This window comes from Leeuwenhoekiella sp. LLG6367-2.1, assembly GCF_045055775.1.
Taxonomy (GTDB): domain Bacteria; phylum Bacteroidota; class Bacteroidia; order Flavobacteriales; family Flavobacteriaceae; genus Leeuwenhoekiella; species Leeuwenhoekiella aequorea.
Genome location: NZ_CP159331.1, coordinates 202,841 through 220,461, shown reverse-complemented (window position 1 = coordinate 220,461; position 17,621 = coordinate 202,841). Strand labels below are relative to the sequence as shown.

At 34.8% G+C, this 17,621-nt stretch carries 14 protein-coding genes; 4 read left to right on the top strand and 10 right to left on the bottom strand.

The window, feature by feature from the left end; translation table 11 throughout:
- Positions 1-27 precede the first annotated feature (27 nt).
- Complete coding sequence (locus ABVM53_RS00975; protein ID WP_405328424.1) at positions 28-1,668, top strand: amidase family protein; 1,641 nt, start codon at positions 28-30, stop codon at positions 1,666-1,668.
- Between the two features lie 105 nt (positions 1,669-1,773).
- Positions 1,774-3,084, top strand: coding sequence for a 30S ribosomal protein S12 methylthiotransferase RimO (gene rimO, locus ABVM53_RS00970; protein ID WP_405328421.1), 1,311 nt, complete (start codon positions 1,774-1,776; stop codon positions 3,082-3,084).
- Positions 3,085-3,142: 58 nt separating this feature from the next.
- Here rimO and ABVM53_RS00965 read toward each other — a convergent pair whose 3' ends face one another.
- From ABVM53_RS00965 to ABVM53_RS00950, 4 genes are all read right to left on the bottom strand, one after another.
- Positions 3,143-4,090, bottom strand: a complete 948-nt coding sequence (locus ABVM53_RS00965) for a carboxypeptidase-like regulatory domain-containing protein (protein WP_405328418.1) — start codon at positions 4,088-4,090, stop codon at positions 3,143-3,145.
- 149 nt (positions 4,091-4,239) lie between these two features.
- Positions 4,240-7,074, bottom strand: coding sequence for a M16 family metallopeptidase (locus ABVM53_RS00960; protein WP_405328415.1), 2,835 nt, complete (start codon positions 7,072-7,074; stop codon positions 4,240-4,242).
- Positions 7,075-7,078: 4 nt separating this feature from the next.
- Entirely contained in the window at positions 7,079-7,702 is a 624-nt protein-coding gene (locus ABVM53_RS00955) for a mechanosensitive ion channel family protein (protein ID WP_405328412.1), read from the bottom strand.
- Complete coding sequence (locus tag ABVM53_RS00950; protein WP_405328409.1) at positions 7,662-10,142, bottom strand: M14 family metallopeptidase; 2,481 nt, start codon at positions 10,140-10,142, stop codon at positions 7,662-7,664. The genes ABVM53_RS00955 and ABVM53_RS00950 overlap by 41 nt, the downstream gene beginning before the upstream one ends.
- Positions 10,143-10,267: 125 nt before the next feature.
- Here ABVM53_RS00950 and bshC point away from each other — a divergent pair, with 125 nt between their 5' ends.
- Entirely contained in the window at positions 10,268-11,872 is a 1,605-nt protein-coding gene (gene bshC / locus ABVM53_RS00945) for a bacillithiol biosynthesis cysteine-adding enzyme BshC (protein ID WP_405328406.1), read from the top strand.
- Here the strand turns inward: bshC and ABVM53_RS00940 are convergent.
- From ABVM53_RS00940 to ABVM53_RS00915, 6 genes are all read right to left on the bottom strand, one after another.
- The gene (locus ABVM53_RS00940; protein WP_405328403.1) at positions 11,862-12,575 is read right to left on the bottom strand and encodes a YqjF family protein; all 714 of its coding nucleotides are present in this window, start codon (positions 12,573-12,575) and stop codon (positions 11,862-11,864) included. The two genes, bshC and ABVM53_RS00940, sit on opposite strands and share 11 nt — an antisense overlap.
- Entirely contained in the window at positions 12,576-13,025 is a 450-nt protein-coding gene (locus ABVM53_RS00935) for a beta-carotene hydroxylase (protein WP_371457382.1), read from the bottom strand.
- A 1-nt stretch (position 13,026) separates the two neighbouring features.
- The gene (locus ABVM53_RS00930) at positions 13,027-13,866 is read right to left on the bottom strand and encodes a phytoene/squalene synthase family protein (RefSeq protein WP_405328400.1); all 840 of its coding nucleotides are present in this window, start codon (positions 13,864-13,866) and stop codon (positions 13,027-13,029) included.
- Between the two features lie 8 nt (positions 13,867-13,874).
- Complete coding sequence (locus ABVM53_RS00925) at positions 13,875-15,335, bottom strand: phytoene desaturase family protein (RefSeq protein WP_371457384.1); 1,461 nt, start codon at positions 15,333-15,335, stop codon at positions 13,875-13,877.
- Between the two features lie 9 nt (positions 15,336-15,344).
- On the bottom strand, positions 15,345-16,247 hold the full coding sequence (locus ABVM53_RS00920; protein WP_405328396.1) for a MerR family transcriptional regulator: 903 nt from the start codon (positions 16,245-16,247) through the stop codon (positions 15,345-15,347).
- 127 nt (positions 16,248-16,374) lie between these two features.
- Positions 16,375-17,064, bottom strand: a complete 690-nt coding sequence (locus tag ABVM53_RS00915; protein ID WP_405328393.1) for an NUDIX hydrolase — start codon at positions 17,062-17,064, stop codon at positions 16,375-16,377.
- Positions 17,065-17,282: 218 nt separating this feature from the next.
- Between ABVM53_RS00915 and ABVM53_RS00910 the strand changes: the two genes are divergently transcribed.
- Entirely contained in the window at positions 17,283-17,507 is a 225-nt protein-coding gene (locus ABVM53_RS00910; RefSeq protein ID WP_405328391.1) for a RagB/SusD family nutrient uptake outer membrane protein, read from the top strand.
- Positions 17,508-17,621: the final 114 nt, after the last annotated feature.

The window sequence follows — 17,621 nt, the reverse complement described above, 5'->3', positions numbered from 1 at the left end:
TTGTATTTTAGATGAAAATTGAACTTTATGAAACACTTTTTACTTTTCCTCTCATTCTGCTCCATCTTATCGTGCAAGGAACATTCAAATTCTGAAAGAACTGAATCTAATGATGTAGTAAAAGATTCTACTTTAAAAGAACGTGAATATTCGGTATTAGATTCTAAGATTTTAGATGTTGACCAACTTTGGGAACCTTTTAATCAAGATTTGGATCAATTTACCGATACGGATTATACACGTGTAAAAAACTTAGCTTTTGAAAAAACAATTCCTGAAATTCAAAACGCAATAGCTGAAGCAAAATTGACTTATGAGGATTTGGTTTTATTTTATTTGACCCGTATTAAGAAATACGACCGAAATAATGAGCTGTCTTTAAATTCTGTAATAGCATTAAATCCTAATGTAATTACCGAAGCTAAAAAGTTGGATTTAGCTAAAAAAGAAATAGACAGCTATTCGATCTATGGGATGCCTATACTTCTTAAAGATAATATTAATGCTTCAGGAATGCCCACGACTGCCGGAGCAGTAGCATTTGAAAATAATAATACAGAAGATGCCTTTATCACAAAGCAACTCAAAGCAAATGGAGCTTTGATATTAGGTAAAGCAAACTTAAGTGAGTGGGCCTATTTCTTTTGTAATGATTGCCCCAGTGGTTATTCGGCTATAGGCGGTCAAACTTTGAACCCTTACGGAAGAAAAATTCACGATACCGGCGGATCGAGTTCGGGAAGTGGAGTTTCTATGGCTGCAAACTTTGCTGTTGCTGCAGTAGGTTCAGAAACCAGTGGTTCTATACTATCGCCTTCAAGTTCAAATTCTATAGTGGGACTTAAGCCTACTATAGGTCTATTATCTAGGGGTGGAATCGTTCCTATTTCGAGTACACTCGACACTCCAGGACCTATGACACGATCTGTAGTTGACAATGCTATTTTACTCCAGGCAATGACGGGGCTAGATAGTGAAGATTCTAAAGCAGTTTCTCTAAAAGCTCCAAAAACCGATTATGTTTCCGCATTAAAAAACCTTAACCCTACTGAATATCTGAAAGGAATTCGTTTAGGATATTATAATAATTATAAAGATACATTATACGTTACTGCAGTACGTGAATTAAGAGAAGCGGGCGCAATATTAGTAGAATTAGAGCGTCCAGAAATTGATTTACCTCAGTTTTTAAGATTGTTGAATCTCGATATGCAAAAAGACCTTCCTGATTATATAACTAAATACGGCTCCAAAGAGCTGGCCCTTAAAGATCTTACTGAAATTACAGCATTTAATAAAGAAGACTCACTTATACGTATGCCTTACGGTCAAGGATTACTTTACGGTGTGCTTGCAGATTCTGCTTCTACGGAAGAGTTTGCTGCTATTAAAGACACTTTAGAACGCAACGGAAGACAATTTTTTGATGAACCTATTAGATCGAACAATCTTGATGCCGTATTGTCTATAAATAACTACATGGCAGGTTTTGCTGCTGTTGCAAAATATCCTGCGATAACCGTACCTATGGGGTATAAAGATACAAATGAGCCTATGGGACTTACTTTTATTGCGCCTACTTTATCTGAAGCAAAACTTTTGGAACTTGCGTATGCGTATGAGGTGATTTCTAAAAAGAGAAAGACTCCAGCTGATTTTGAAAATTAATTATTGTTTTCTGAAAACGTATTTTTTCCAAATCTAAGATTAAGGTAATTTAGGGCTATAAACCTTGAAATTGTGTTATCTTTGCGCCCCGAAATAAATAGCCTTATGCGTACTAAAACCCTAAAGAAGAACAAAATAAACGTAGTAACCCTTGGTTGCTCTAAGAATGTTTATGATAGTGAAGTGTTGATGGGACAATTGCGTGCTAATAATAAAGAGGTAGTACACGAAAAGGAGGGTAATGTTGTGGTTATCAATACGTGTGGGTTTATTGCGAATGCAAAAGAAGAATCTGTAAATACCATTTTAGAGTATGTTCAGAAAAAGGAGGATGGTATTGTAGACAAGGTTTTTGTTACAGGATGTCTTTCTGAGCGCTATAAGCCAGACTTACAAAAAGAGATTCCTAATGTAGATCAATATTTTGGAACTACAGAACTTCCAGGTCTGTTAAAAGCATTAGGAGCAGATTACAAGCACGAACTAATTGGAGAGCGTTTAACCACAACTCCAAAAAATTATGCATATTTAAAAATTGCCGAAGGTTGTGACAGACCGTGTTCCTTTTGCGCAATCCCGATAATGCGTGGAGGCCACAAAAGTACACCTATAGAAAACTTGGTAATTGAAGCTGAAAAGCTTGCAGCTAGCGGTATTAAAGAATTAATACTTATAGCTCAGGATCTTACCTACTACGGGTTAGATTTATACAAAGAACGCGCATTAGCAAAATTACTACGAGAACTCGTTAAAGTAGAAGGTATTGAGTGGATACGTCTACATTATGCATTCCCAACCGGTTTTCCGGAAGATGTACTTGACGTAATGAATGATGAACCTAAAGTTTGTAATTACATAGATATTCCTTTACAGCATATTTCGACCAAATTATTGAAATCTATGCGTCGTGGTACTACCTATGAAAAGACTAACGCGTTACTTAAAACCTTTAGAGAAAAAGTACCACAGATGACCATAAGAACTACGCTTATTGTAGGTTATCCTGGGGAAACGCAAGAAGATTTTGAACTGTTACGCGACTGGGTTAAAGAAATGCGTTTTGAACGTTTAGGTTGCTTTACGTACTCACACGAAGAAAATACACACGCGTATAATCTCGAAGATGATGTACCTGAAGAAGTAAAAATGGAGCGTGCGAATGAAATAATGGCCTTACAATCTCAAATTAGTTGGGAACTCAATCAACAAAAAATAGGGCAGGAGTTCCGTATCGTGGTAGATCGTAAAGAAGGAAATTACTTCGTGGGTCGTACCGAGTTTGATTCTCCAGATGTTGATAATGAGGTACTCATAGATGCTACAACTCATTATTTAAAGACAGGTGAATTCACTTGGGTTAAAATAACAGAGGCCGAAGATTTTGATTTGTATGCAGAGCCTATTGTTAAGCAATAGATATTCATTACTTTGACTCTGAAGATTTAGAGTTCAAAAATGAATGCATTCGGAAAAGTTACTCCTGACGGAATTTATAATCTAGCGGAAGCATAAAAGCAAACCTTTTTAAAGACATAACACCTCCTGTACTTAATGCGGAAGCCGGAGAATGATTTCCAAAAGCATCAATTACAAATGGAGCCTGAGCTTGTATGAATGATTGCTCTTCATTATTGTATAATATACTCAGTTTATCTACAGTAAGTTCTACATACATTGAAGAATTTTCTTTTTGCAGTTTAAAACGTGAATATGGAGCAATTTCAAAGCTTTTATAGTAAATTTTAAACCTATTCTCTGTTAATTGCTCTTGGGATAGGGAGCGTAAAAAGTGCAAAGTCGACCCCAAATAGGATTTTTGTCTATTTACTGTAAACTTTCTTTTGGTTTTTTTCTTTAACTCTTTAAAAAATGTAAAGCCTTCGGTGTATACTTGATGTACATAAGTAAAACCAGTTTCTAAACTTTTTTCATAGTTGACTTGAAAGTCTGTCAAGGTATAATTTACCAGATAACCTAAGTGTTTATTCTCTATAACTAAGGGAACATCTGCCCAGGCTGTAAGTTGTTTAGTCGATTTGCTGTAATGCAGTTTTAAATCATCTTCGTTTAAAATTTTACATTCCAATGCTTGCAGAGAATTTCCTAAGAATTCTTTTCTAAAAACATTTAGTTTTTTTTTACGTGACCAATCATCATTTTCAATATGTACAGCACTAAGTTCTTCTGTATTTTCTGTAAGATAAATAGGTGCTATTTGTCCGTTTGTATTTAAATAATTTGATACGTAAACCGGAGCGTAACCCAGCATACTTATTACTAACGAACTTTTAATTCCTTCTTGAATAGGTATGAAATAGGCACCAGAGCTATTTGTTATAGTTCCTAATGTGGTGCCATCAAAATATATAGAAACTGCTTCAAGCGCCGTTGAATCCCTGGCGCTATAGACTTGACCATTCAATGTTTTTTGTGCGAAACCCGATAGGAGCTAAGTAAAATCAGAAAGAAAAAAATACGCATAAAAATAAAAACTAATATTATAGTTATAAAACTACAATATTAGTTTTCAAAAAAGACTGAAAGTTGAATTATTTATTCAGAGCTTATTAATTAGTCTAGATTTTCATTTACTAGCTTAACTTCAATACCTAAATTCTGAACTTTCTTTAATTGTGTACTAGCATCTCCAACTATAACATAGACCAATTTAGATGGATCTGCGTATTTACAAGCCATTTGTCTCATTTCATCGGTTGTAGTATTCTTAATAGTCTGCTGATTTTTAATTATAAAATCTGGACTAAAACCAAGTGTGGCGATTTTATTGAGATAGTCAATTTTTGCCGATGAAGTTTCAAAATTTCGAGCATCGCTTTTCAGGAAATACCCTTTAGTCAACTCTAAATCTTGCTCGTCAAAATTATCTGCGTAATTTTGCATAATCTCACGTATTAGCTCTGTGCTCTCTGCTGTTACATTACTGCGCACTCCACTAGAAATCATAAAAGGCCCTGGTAAGGAACTACCGTCAAAACGCGATCTAACTCCATAAGTATATCCTTTAGTTTCACGAAGCATTTGCGTAAGATCACTGGCAAAACCACCACCTCCCAAACGATAATTCATCATTTGTGCCAGCAAATAGTCCGTATCAGTGGCAGAAAGAGCTACATATCCAAAACGTAACTGAGATTGTTTTGCTCCAGGAACATCTATAAAATAAATAATAGGATTGTTTATTTGATTTGTTGCTGAAGGTTTACTTATACTAATATTCTTTGATTTCCATTTTAAGTTAAGCGTTGTTAAAGCCCTAGTTATTTCTGATTGACTTAAATCTCCTACAACTTCTAAGGTAGTGATATTAGGAGCAAAAAGATTATAATATGATTTTACGTCTTCAATTGTGAGATCCTTTACAGATTGGATAGTTCCTAAGCGATTTTTGGCTAAAACGTGATCTTTACCATAAATAGCTTTAGCAAATGCAATATCTGCAATACTGCCAGGGTCGCCTTTCTGCTGTTCTAACCGAGTAAGAATATTTTTTTTCTCCAGAATAAATTCTGTAGAATCCCATCGTGGCTCTAATACAATTTCGGCAACGAGATTCATTGTTTTATCAAAATTGCGCGATAATGTTACTCCTTGAAGTATAGTATTTTCTTCTGATACGCGCACATTTATGGTAGTCCCCAAAAGTGCTAAGGCATCTTCTAATTCTGCAGGAGTTTTATGAAGCGTTCCTTTAGTAAGCAATGCGGCAGTTAGGTTTGCAACGCCTTCTTTCTTATCTGGTTCTGTTAATAATCCGCCTTGTATGGTGAATTGAAAATTTACGAGTGGTACTTCGTCACTTTGAATACCGTGAATCTTAAGTTCATTATCTAATTCTGCAGTCCAGACATCAGGAATTTTTAATATTGGGGCTTCGCCGTATTTCGGTTCTTCAGAGCGATCGAAAGAGGAATAGGACCGTTCATATTCAGAAGTTATTGATGGATCAAACTCATCTTCAGCACCATTTACAATCTGTTCTTCTTCTACTTCTGCGCGTTGTGCTCCTTCGAGCGCTGAAGCGATATCACCCTTAGGAATAAAGCTTGTGGTTACGTAATTTTTATCCTTAATATATTTATCGTAAACCGATTTTACATCGGCTATAGTAACAGCTTGAATTTGCTTTAAATCTGCATTAATATAGCCTGGATTTCCTGCGAATATTTGATACTGAGCCAACTGAAACCCTTTTCCTAAAACGCTACTAAGACTGCTGTAAAATTTAGTTTCTTGTGTTGCTTTAATGCGTTCAAGTTCTTCTTTAGAAATTCCATTTTCTTCAAATAACATGAATGCTTTATTAATTGCTTTATATACAGAATCCAGATCTACGCCTGCATTTGCACGCACACTTAAATTTATCTCCCCAGAAAGTTCTGATCCTCCGTATCGCATAGTGGGATTTGCAGCTAATTGCAAACTATCTATAAGAACCGTATTTAAAACCGCTTTTTTTCCATTTGATAAAAAGTTAGCTAAAACTTCTAACGCATAAGAGTCTTTAGTATATTCTGGAGCAGCAGGCCAAGTCATCGTTAATTGCGGAAGTCTGGCAAAATTATCTTCATAATATAAATTCTTGATGCTGGTAAGTTTTGGTACCCGTTTTTCAACTACAGGTATATCACTGCCTCGAGGAATTTCAGCAAAATATTTATTAATCCAATTTTTAGTTTCCTGTGTATCAAAATCACCTGCAATTGTCAAAGTAACATTATTAGGAACATACCAGCGGTTATAAAATTCCTTTACGTCAGAAAGGGTAGCATTTTGCAGATCTTCTAAAGATCCAATTACTTGCCAATTGTATGGATGATCCTTTGGATATAAATTTTTATGAATCACATAATTTTGATGACCATAAGGTCGGTTATCATAGCTTTGACGCTTTTCATTTTTAACCACTTGCTTTTCCTTCGCAAGTACAGGTTCTGTAACGGTATTAATAAAATAGCCTAATTTATCAGCTTCTGCCCAGATCATTTTTTCTAAGGCATCGCTAGGAACCGTTTGAAAATAATTTGTGCGGTCTCTGTTTGTAGAGCCATTTGCACCACTACCCCCTACACGAGCACTCATTTGGTCCAGTCCTCCTTTACCTAAATTTTCAGATTCTAGAAAAAGTAAATGTTCAAATAGATGTGCAAATCCCGTGCGTCCCTCTTTTTCTTTTGCTGAACCTACGTGTGCAGTCAGGGCCACAGCAACCACAGGATCTGAAGAGTCCTGGTGAAGGATCACGGTTAGACCATTATCTAAAGTATACGATTCATAATCAACTTGAAATTGATTTGATTCTTCCGGTTTAGTTATTTCGGTTTTATTTGAACCACATGAGGCAAGAACAAATACCGATAGGCTTAAGTGAATAAAGTGTTTTTTCATAAAATTAATCAAGTGCAGATTCTTCTCCAGGTATGTTTTTATTTTCTTTTTCATCTTCCAGTTGTTCCATTTCTTCAAAATATTCTTCTGGTTTCATAATTCGCATAGTCTTCTGGGCTACAATAGTATTTGCAAGCGTATAAACGTGATTGTCTTTATTACGCAGATGAAGAAAGAATAAAGTTATATTTTCTACTCTTCCAGCCATAGGAAAATCTTTATCTACAATTTCTACATAGTCACCAATTTTTAAAGGGTGGTTGAAAAATAGAATCAGACCTGATGTAATATTACTTAGCAAAGACCACTGAGCAAAAAATGCAACACCCAAAATTGTAACGACAGATCCAATACCTGCAATTACATCTGCACCCGATAAACCCCAAATAACTGCAAGGCAGAAACCGAGCACCACAAAAAACAGCGTGTTTAGAAGTTTGATCGTTATTTGTTTGCGAGTTATATCAAAATTGGCGCGTATATATCTACGCACGATAAGTTTAGATACAGCGTATCGTATGAGAATAAGAACTCCTAGAAGTATGAAACTCTCTAATATTTTAAGTTCTAAAGGTGCTAGTGTCAAATTATTTACGATAATTATTAGGATTATTTTTAAAAAGCGCATTTGCAAAAAAGAGTTTACCATTTTCCCAGAAAGCTCTAAATAGCGGATCATCTACCATATATGTAATTGTACCTCGGCCTAAAGGTTCTACACCAAAAATCAGGCTGTTTTTAAGTTTATTGAGTGCCTCATTACCTGCAAATCCAGATGTGCTTTGAGGATTATCATTTAGATATGCGACATTATAGCCTTCATCAAGTAGCGAATACGCATCATCACCTATTTTTAAGGAATAATAGGTGTTTTCATATCCAAAAGCTAAAGGATGTGTGGAATCTACATCTGTTTTAAAAATACTACCACTGATTAGGCTTTTTGAGCTGTCCATTTCTCGGTCTGCATAGGGTATTAATTTTGAGGTTATTGAGTCTTTACCTTTAGGGGATTCAAACTGTACCGTTTTTAAATTAAAATCTTCTGTATCTGCAAAGAGTTTTAGGGCACCGTCTACAGCAATTAAATTTCCGCCCGTATGTACCCAACTTTTTAATTGTGATAATGTGTTTTCTGAAAGTTTATAACGACCATTAGGCATAACTAAAACATCATAATCAGACCAGTTAACACGATCTGCTTCTGAAACAGCAATGGAAGTTATGGGGTATTCTAACTGCTGCTCAAAGAATTGCCAGGTAGCTCCGTAACTAAGAGAAGATGTCTGCTCTCCCGTAAAAACCGCAATTCTAGGTTTATTGATCAACTTTACATAAGGCGATCCAAAATCTGGTCCTGAAGAAGCGAAGCTTGTTGATGCTGGCGTGAGCGTTCGATTAAATTTATTTGCGATCTGTATCAATACGTCATCAAAATTTTCTAACGCATTATTATCACTTCGTGTTATTATCAAAGTTCCGGCGGAATACGTGATATCGTCAATAACAAATTCTCTTTCAGAAAAACGCACTTTAATTGCTGCTTGTAACAGAGCACTTAAAAACTTAGCATCTGTCATACTATTCCATTTTGATAAATATCCCGGAGCGGTTTTAGACAGAGTGTTTAGCATTGGCATTTTAGACTTAAAAGTGCCGCCAGTAGCGGGCTTAGTATTTGCAACAGCATTTAAGCCATACGCATAAGGTAAACTCCACGCAGTGATATCGTAAGTAAGTGGAGTAGATAGTGCTGCTTCTGGCTCAAATAAAACGTGCACTAATTTACCTTTTGGTTGATTTGTACTTATATTAATCGCCTCATCATAAGTAAGAGTTTCTTGTTTACCAGTTGTATAGTTGTAACCCGTAGATTTTCCAGATTCGGAAAAAGTATATTGAATACCGTGAACATCTAAAAGATCAATTAATGCCTGTAGGTGATCTTTCTCCCCACTTAATGTGAAGTTTTTGTATTTGACATTTGCAGCACTGAAGTATTTTGCAAACTCAGTATTTAGCTTTTCAATATTTGCTGAAGCCATCTCAACAGTAGAGATTCCGGTTGTAAAATGATGTGCAACTCTATCTACTAAGGTAAGAATGCTTCCATCAGATTTTTTAATCCCTAAACCAGCGCTTCCACCACCTGCTTGTTCATAAGTCATACCCATCGACCCAGTATAAGTTGGGTACGTATCTCCATAACTTGGATAAAGCAAGTCAAAGCGTTCTCTAGTAAAAAATAGCCATCCATTCTGGTCAAAATACTTGGCGTGATTTTTTCCTATTAAAGTTTGAAAATCTCTCTGAAAGGGTGTGATAATAGAATGAAATGGCTCTGCGGCAGGTGCAAAATAATAAGGTTCATTAATACCTTGCTCATGGAAATCTACATGAATATGAGGCATCCAACTATTATATACTTTTAATCTCTGGCGCGTTTCAACTTGTGTTGCCCAAGCCCAATCTCTATTTAAGTCGAATAAATAGTGATTCGCTCTACCTCCAGGCCAAGGCTCATTATGTTCTTCGGCATCGGGGTTTGTATCGTAGGGCGTAGCTTTTACTTTATTATACCAGTTTGCATAGCGATCTCTACCATCTGGATTAATACAAGGATCTATAATAACAACAGTGTTCTCTAACCATTCTTTTTTATTTGTGATAAGTTCGTATAGCGTTATCATAGAAGCCTCAGTACTACTGGCCTCGTTGCCGTGTACATTATAACTAAGCCATACAATTGCTTTATCGGGACTTGCAGAGCCAGATTCTACACCGGCATTTTTGAGTTGGTTTAAACGTATATTTTCAATATTATTTTGATTCTGTGGAGTTGTGACAATGGCATAGGTTAGTGGTCTGCGCTCATTTGTTTTTCCATACTCGGTATAGGTCACCCATTGAGAATTTTCTGCAACGTGCTTAAAATAAGCAACAACATCAGCATGTCTTGAGAATTGCGTGCCTATTTTATATCCGAGAAATTCTTCCGGAGATTTTATAGTTTGTGAAAATGATAAAGAGGTAATAAAAAAAGATAAAATGGCTAGTTTAATTCTCATAGGATTGCTGCGTTGTTAAGTAGTAAATCTACTAAAATTGATAGAAAGTCATATCTTCTAATTAACGTAACTTTAGCGGGCTAAACCCATTTATACGTTTAATTTTGCCTCGAAAATAATATTCAATGTCCAAACATTACCTTCCCTATAAAGAAACTGGTTATTTTTCAAAACTTATCTGTGATTATCTTGATGAAGATGAGGCTGTAAAGGGATTTTACTCCAATTTTCCCTCTTTAGAAAATTTTAAAGATCAATTAGAACGTAAACATTTTTCGCAAGAAAACAGATCTGTATTGGTATCTGCTTTAAAAGCTCAATACAAGAATACTGAAGTTGATGAGGCCGTGAATTCAGCTTTAAATTCATTATCAGAAAAGAATACATTCACTGTAACGACGGGTCACCAACTTAATCTTTTTACAGGACCTCTTTATTTTTTATATAAAATTATAAGCACCATTAAGTTAGCGGAAACGCTGAAAGAGGCATATCCAAAATCAAATTTTGTTCCTGTTTATTGGATGGCTACAGAAGATCACGATTTTGACGAAATCAATTACTTTAGAATACATGGGAAAAAAATACAATGGAATAGGGAGGATGTTCTTGATAATAATAAGGGAGCAGTTGGAGCATTTGACACATTTGGTTTAGAAGCTATTCTTGAACTTATTTGTGCAGAATTTGGCACGACACAAATTGCCAAAGACTTGTGCACACTTTTTGAAGATGCCTATATAAATCAGGATAATCTAGCCAACGCTACCCGTTTTTTAGCCAATTCCCTATTTGGTAAATATGGATTGGTCATTGTAGATGGAAACGATAAAGATTTAAAACGAGTTTTTACTCCATTTATTGAACAAGAGCTTGTAGATCAAATTGCCTATAAATACGTTACAGCACAAGCCGAAGAATTAGAAAATAAAGGGTATCCTGTTCAAGTCAATGCACGTGAGATCAATCTCTTTTATCTTTTACCTAATTCAAGAGAGCGTATTCTCGAGAAGGAAGGCCAGTTTTACATTAATAATACAGATCTAGTTTTTACTAAAGATGCGATTATAACAGAATTAAAGGAGCATCCAGAGCGCTTTAGTCCTAATGTTATCATGCGACCGCTATATCAAGAGGTTATTTTGCCAAACCTTGCTTACATAGGTGGTGGTGGTGAAATTGCTTATTGGTTAGAATTAAAGAGCTTTTTTGATAAAGTAAATGTCACTTTCCCAGTTTTAATGTTGCGTAATTCTGCATTATTAATCACCCAGAAGCAACATCAAAAGCTTAATAAATTAGATTTAAGTTTAGAGGAGATATTTTTAAAACAGAACGATTTAATCAACAGAAAGATTAGAAAAATCTCAAATATCGATGTTGATTTTTCTCAACAAAAGGAGCACTTGATACGTCAGTTTGAGGATTTATATAAGATTGCTTCAGAAACAGATGCATCTTTCTTAGGAGCAGTAAAAGCTCAGGAAGTTAAGCAATTAAAAGGCTTAGATAATTTAGAGAAGCGTTTATTAACCGCACAAAAGAAAAAATTAGGTGACCATATTCAGCGGTTTACTAGTATTCAGAATGAATTATTTCCTTCTCAAAATTTACAGGAACGTGTTATGAATTTTTCTGAATTTTATCTGGAGCACGGTGATAAGTTGATACCCGCATTATTTGAGGCACTTGATCCCTTAGATAACCGATTTACAGTAATTATCCTTTAATACGTTTTTTTCCTTCTATAGTTATAGGAGAGCCTTCCATACATTGTATACTATCAGGTTGCCGATGTGATAAGTCTTCAAAAGCGCTACCGTAAATACCTCCAAAATCAAAGAGGATCTCAGAATCAAGAATTTTATAGGATTTCCATATAGGATGAGTTACTTCATATTCCCAGGTGTTTAAGCTATCCTTTATGCTGTATCCCCAGAAGTGTTCTGTAATAAAACTTATAATACCACCGCTGGCATAAACCTCAGGTTTAGGAGCAGTCGTTACTTGTAATAACTGCCAACTATCCTCATAAAAAACACCATAACTGAAAAAATTTTCTTCGGAAGTTAGATCATGTTTATAATGCATTTTAAATACACTGTAATTCTCATTATAAAGGGTATTTGCAACCCAAGCGATTGCTGGCTTATTTACAATTTCTGAAATAAAAACGGTTCCTCTTTTCCATTTCTTACCATCAAAATGTTTCACATAGAAACGAAGATTTACTTCCTCAAAACGTTTGTGAAACGGTATTGATATACCTTTCAATTTTACATCATCAAATAGAAAACCTACCAGGCTTACATAGCATTTACCTTCGTAGAAATCTAATTCTGTATGTGCAGGTAAGTAAGGTTTGAGTATAGCAGGATCCACCGCATAATTGGCAAAGCATAATTTTTTCCAAGATGCGGTTAAAAAACTCATTTATCTTTTGAAGTATTTCATTGGCGGAACCAACATTCCAAAGCATTCACCATCACCTTTTCCTAAGTGTTTGTGATGCATTTTATGTGCTCGGCGTATGCCTTTTGCATACCAGTTGTTGGCATTTCTAAATAATTTAAACCGCTGATGAATAAAAATATCGTGAACCATAAAATAAGCAACCCCGTAAGCAAATATGCCTAAACCAATAGGTAAACCTATCCATACATTTTCATATTGCCATAGTAAAAAACAACCTATACTTACTAACGCATAAAAGATGAAAAAAAAGTCATTACGTTCCCACCAAGACCCGTGATCTTTATGGTGATGATCGCGATGCAAAGACCATAAAAAGCCGTGCATCACATACTTGTGTGTGAACCAGGCCATAAATTCCATTATTCCGAAGGTTAGTAAAAAAACAAATATCCAAAGAAGTGCTTGCATTTTAAATAAGGTTTAATCGGTATTTTACATAACTGCGAGCGAGCAGAGATGCTTTTACATAATTAGGAACACGTATACGTGCATTTTTAATTTCTAAAGAGGGTGTGCTCTTTAATTTACTCAAAAGTTTTCTATAATATCTATACGCGGTATAAACTCCAAATTTTGCCTCTACCGGAAGTTTACAGATTCCTGAAAGTCCTTTGGCGAAGTCTGCTTCGATGTCTGCTATAATTTGTTGTTTAGAAACTTCATCAAGCTCATTGAGATTTGTATTTGGAAAATAAGTTCGGCTTAACTCTTCATGATCTGCCTTAAGATCTCTAAGAAAATTTACCTTTTGAAATGCCGAACCTAAACTCATAGCAGATTCTTTAAGTTCGTCGTATTTCTCTCTATCTCCTTGCACAAAAACAGTAAGACACATCAAGCCCACAACATCTGCAGATCCATAGATGTAGTTCTTATATTCTTCTTCCGTGAGGTATTTGCTTTTACTTAAATCTAATCGCATACTGTTCATAAAAGAATCTACAAGATGCTTTTCTATCTGATAATCATGAAAAGTTTTTTGAAAAGAATTAAGAATAGGATTGAGACTAATTTTATCGGTTAGCGCAAATTCTAAATCGTCTTCAAATCTACTGAAGAGTGTTTGCTTATCGTAGTCGTGAAATGAGTCGACAATCTCATCGGCAAAGCGTACAAAGCCATATATATTATGAATATCCTTACGTATGCTGGGTGCAAGCATCCTTGTAGCCGTTGAAAACGATGTACTATACATTTTTGTTACTGTCTGCGAACAGGCCAATGAAACGTGGTCAAATATCTCTTTCATTCTTTTTCTTATTCTTTTTTTGTAATCAATCCTGCAACTAATTTACCTGAAATTAGAGATGGAGGTACTCCTGGTCCCGGTACAGTAAGTTGACCGGTAAAGTACAGATTTTCAACTTTTTTACTTTTTAATTTTGGTCGTAAAAAGGCAGTTTGTAATAATGTATTTGCCATACCATAGGCGTTACCTTTATAGGAATGATATTCTTCAATAAAATCGTTTACGCAGAAGGACTCTTTAAATATAATATTTTTTTTAACCTGTTGATTAGTCAAATGTTCTAAACGATCTATGATTTTATCAAAATATTTCGTTCGCAGTTCTGGCGTATCATGTAAGCCGGGAGCAAGTGGTATTAGGAAAAAGCCAGCCTCTTGTCCTTCCGGAGCCATTGAGCTATCTGTTATTGAAGGAAAATTAGCGTAAAACAAGGGTTCGTCCGGCCATTCGGGAACATCATATATATCACGCGCATGCTTTTCAAAATCTACATCAAAAAAGAGAGTATGATGATTTACATTTTTAATTTTTTTATCAAATCCTACATAGAATAATAAAGAGGATGGAGCAAATACTTTATTTTCCCAATACTGATCAGAATATTGTCTTAGATTCTTCGGAATTAAAGTTTCGGTATGATGATAATCTGCACCGCTCAGAACTACGTCAGCCTCTATATTTTTCCCGTTGGCAACAATACCTACAGCTTTGTTTCCTTCAGTTCTAATACGGCTAACTTCACTATTTATATTAAACTGAACACCTAATTCTTTAGCTAGATCAACCATTGCGCTTACAACTGAAAACATACCATTTTTAGGATGAAAAGTCCCTATCCCAAAATCTGCGTAATTCATAAAGCTATAAAATGCAGGAGTTTTTGTCGCTTTTGCACCTAAGAATAAAACCGGAAATTCTAAAATTTCAACAAGACGCTCATTTTTAAATGATTTACGTACTTCTTTACTAATTGTACTAAAGAAAGATCCAATTTTTTTTATGGTTGCCGGAGTGACCAATTCTAATGGTGACACGCCGGGTCTATACACTAGTTCTTTGATAGCAACGTCATAATTTTTACCAGCTTCATCTATAAATTCCTGTAATTTTGCGGCACTTCCCGGTTCGAGTTGCTCAAATGTTTGCTTTATTTTTTCTAATGTATCTTCAATAGTTATATAATCATTAACACCAAAGTATACACTATAAGCCGGCCCTAATTTCTCTAGTGAATAATAGTCTGAGGTTTTTTTGTCAAAATCTGCAAAAAAACGATCAAATACATCAGGCATCCAATACCAGGAAGGACCCATATCAAATGTAAAACCATCTCTCTTAAGTTGGCGCGCTCTGCCGCCTAGAGAACTATTTTTCTCAAAAATTGCTACAGAATTACCTTCTTTAGCAAGATAGCAAGCGGCAGCAAGAGATGAAAAACCTGAACCTAAAATGACGATTTTTTTTGACATATTTTATAGTTATAGAAGCTCCCTAAAAGCTGCTATAGATTTAATTAATTTTACATTTGATGGTAATTGATCTGTATCTGCATTTTGAACTAACCTACCTAAAAGAAATAGTGGAGCATCTTCATTCTCCAAATCTGTATTAAAATCTTGTGCAAATTTTGAAACTGATATTTCACTAGGTTTCACAGTTAAATACGAAACAAAACAGGCATTGGTTTGGTTATTCATCAAGTATTTCAAACTTTCTGTCGGAATACTTTGCCCCAGATAAATACATTTATATCCTTGGGAAACGATCTCATAATTTAAATACATTAAACCGAGATCGTGTATTTCATTTTCAGGAAGAAAAAGAATAAATGTTTTTGAGGTATTTATACTCTCAGTAGCATCTGTTCTTTCTATAAGTAAAAGTATTTTTTGCTTTATTAAATTACTTATAAAATGCTCGTGTGCAGGATTAACTACTCCGGCTTGCCATAAAAGACCAATTTCTTCTAACAGCGGAATAAAAATTTGAAAGAATATTTCTCTAAAGCTATATGTTTCTAAAAGACCATTGTACGTTTTCGTAAATAGCTTTTGATCAAAATTCATCATTGCTATTTTAAAGGAATTACGCGCATTGGCGTTGCAACCAAAATCACTACTCTCAACTATCGTCGCTACGAGATTGCCTATTTCTTTACTCGAATTTTCAGCGATCTTAGAAATTTTATAATCGTGATCGAGTAAGAATGCAACGTTGAGTAACTTGGTTAAATCTGATAAGGAGTAGTATCTGATATTTGTTGCAGATCGCTCTGGTTTCAGTAAATTATATCTACGTTCCCATATACGTATTGTATGCGCTTTAATACCACCCAGGCACTCTAAGTCTTTGATGCTAAATGATGTTTTTATAGCGTTCATGTATGGATTTGCTCGTTGTAGCTAAGCAAATGTACAGTTTTGTTTAAAAGAAATCTGATTTTATTAGACAAAGGCGGGATTTTAGCATTCTCTTAAGAAACAGTGTTATGTCTAATGAAATACAGGTTTATATTTTAAAGGTAATACCGTCTTCAATGTTTCGATCGTATTTTTCTTTATCAAACTGGTAGAGAAATGATCCTTTCCTTGATGATGTCATATCTTTCTCTTCTAGCTTAACTAGAATATCTAGGCCATTCACTTTATTTATAAAATTACGTTTGTCTAACTTCTCGTTTAAAATAGACTCATAAAGTTTTTGAAGTTGGCGCATGGTAAATTTTTCAGGAAGAAGTTCAAAGCCTATAGGTTTTGATATGGCTCTGCGACGCAATCTCAATATGGCCTTTTGTACCATTTGATTATGGTCAAATATGAGGGAAGGGGCTTCTTCTATACTGAACCATTTAGCAGAATACTGTTCAATGAGTTTCTCATCATGATCTTCAATATTAATTAAAGCAAAATAAGCTACCGAAAGTGTACGCTCTGCAGGATCCCGGTCAATTTTACTGAAATTGTAAAGTTGCTCCATATAAATTTCATCAAAACCTGTGAGATGATGCAAAATACGATTTGCTGCATCATCCAAAGTCTCAGTTTTTTTTAGGAAACCGCCTATAAGAGACCACTTTCCTTTTTCTGGTTCAAAATCCCTCTTAATCAAAAGAATCTTTAAATCCTCTTGATCAAATCCAAAAATGATACAATCTACCGCAAGAAGCACTTTGTCCTCGGCATTGTAATTATTTAGCATGGCAATACAATTTTTAAAAAGCGAATTTATAGAATATACCCGAGGAAAGCTCTAAATATAAATGTTAATAACACAATTATGCCAATAGATATCGTCTTCATAATCGTACACAAGTATAAAATAAAAGTTTTTAAAATATATTTTTTTAATTCTGAGATGATTGTATACATTTGGAAATGTAGAACAAACACTTATAATTAAATTATCGATAACAGCAAATGCGTTATCAGATAGCTCATGAACGTGCACTAGAATTTGCTATCGAAGGGTTTCGTATACATGATATTATAAGATGGAGTTGGTTGTATGATTCAGCAAAGCTATCTGAATTGCAAAATCACGATGGAGATTTTAATTCTTGGACTGCGGGCAAAAAATATTTACCGATTCCGCAGACTGAATTAGACGTTAATCCAAATCTATTGCCAAATTCAGCGAATTAAATGGTTCAAATAAAAATATAGATTTAAGAATTTTAGACAGAAAATTTGCCTGTATAATAAATCATATCTCTGTATATAATTTCTCTGAATCTCCACTGTTATCTAAGATAATTG

Coding starts and splice junctions, on each gene's coding strand:
- ABVM53_RS00975 (WP_405328424.1), top strand. CDS start 28: ATGAAACACTTTTTACTTTTCCTCTCATTCTGCTCCATCTTATCGTGC.
- rimO (WP_405328421.1), top strand. CDS start 1,774: ATGCGTACTAAAACCCTAAAGAAGAACAAAATAAACGTAGTAACCCTT.
- ABVM53_RS00960 (WP_405328415.1), bottom strand. CDS start 7,074: ATGAAAAAACACTTTATTCACTTAAGCCTATCGGTATTTGTTCTTGCC.
- ABVM53_RS00955 (WP_405328412.1), bottom strand. CDS start 7,702: ATGCGCTTTTTAAAAATAATCCTAATAATTATCGTAAATAATTTGACA.
- ABVM53_RS00950 (WP_405328409.1), bottom strand. CDS start 10,142: ATGAGAATTAAACTAGCCATTTTATCTTTTTTTATTACCTCTTTATCA.
- bshC (WP_405328406.1), top strand. CDS start 10,268: ATGTCCAAACATTACCTTCCCTATAAAGAAACTGGTTATTTTTCAAAA.
- ABVM53_RS00940 (WP_405328403.1), bottom strand. CDS start 12,575: ATGAGTTTTTTAACCGCATCTTGGAAAAAATTATGCTTTGCCAATTAT.
- ABVM53_RS00935 (WP_371457382.1), bottom strand. CDS start 13,025: ATGCAAGCACTTCTTTGGATATTTGTTTTTTTACTAACCTTCGGAATA.
- ABVM53_RS00930 (WP_405328400.1), bottom strand. CDS start 13,866: ATGAAAGAGATATTTGACCACGTTTCATTGGCCTGTTCGCAGACAGTA.
- ABVM53_RS00925 (WP_371457384.1), bottom strand. CDS start 15,335: ATGTCAAAAAAAATCGTCATTTTAGGTTCAGGTTTTTCATCTCTTGCT.
- ABVM53_RS00920 (WP_405328396.1), bottom strand. CDS start 16,247: ATGAACGCTATAAAAACATCATTTAGCATCAAAGACTTAGAGTGCCTG.
- ABVM53_RS00915 (WP_405328393.1), bottom strand. CDS start 17,064: ATGCTAAATAATTACAATGCCGAGGACAAAGTGCTTCTTGCGGTAGAT.
- ABVM53_RS00910 (WP_405328391.1), top strand. CDS start 17,283: ATGCGTTATCAGATAGCTCATGAACGTGCACTAGAATTTGCTATCGAA.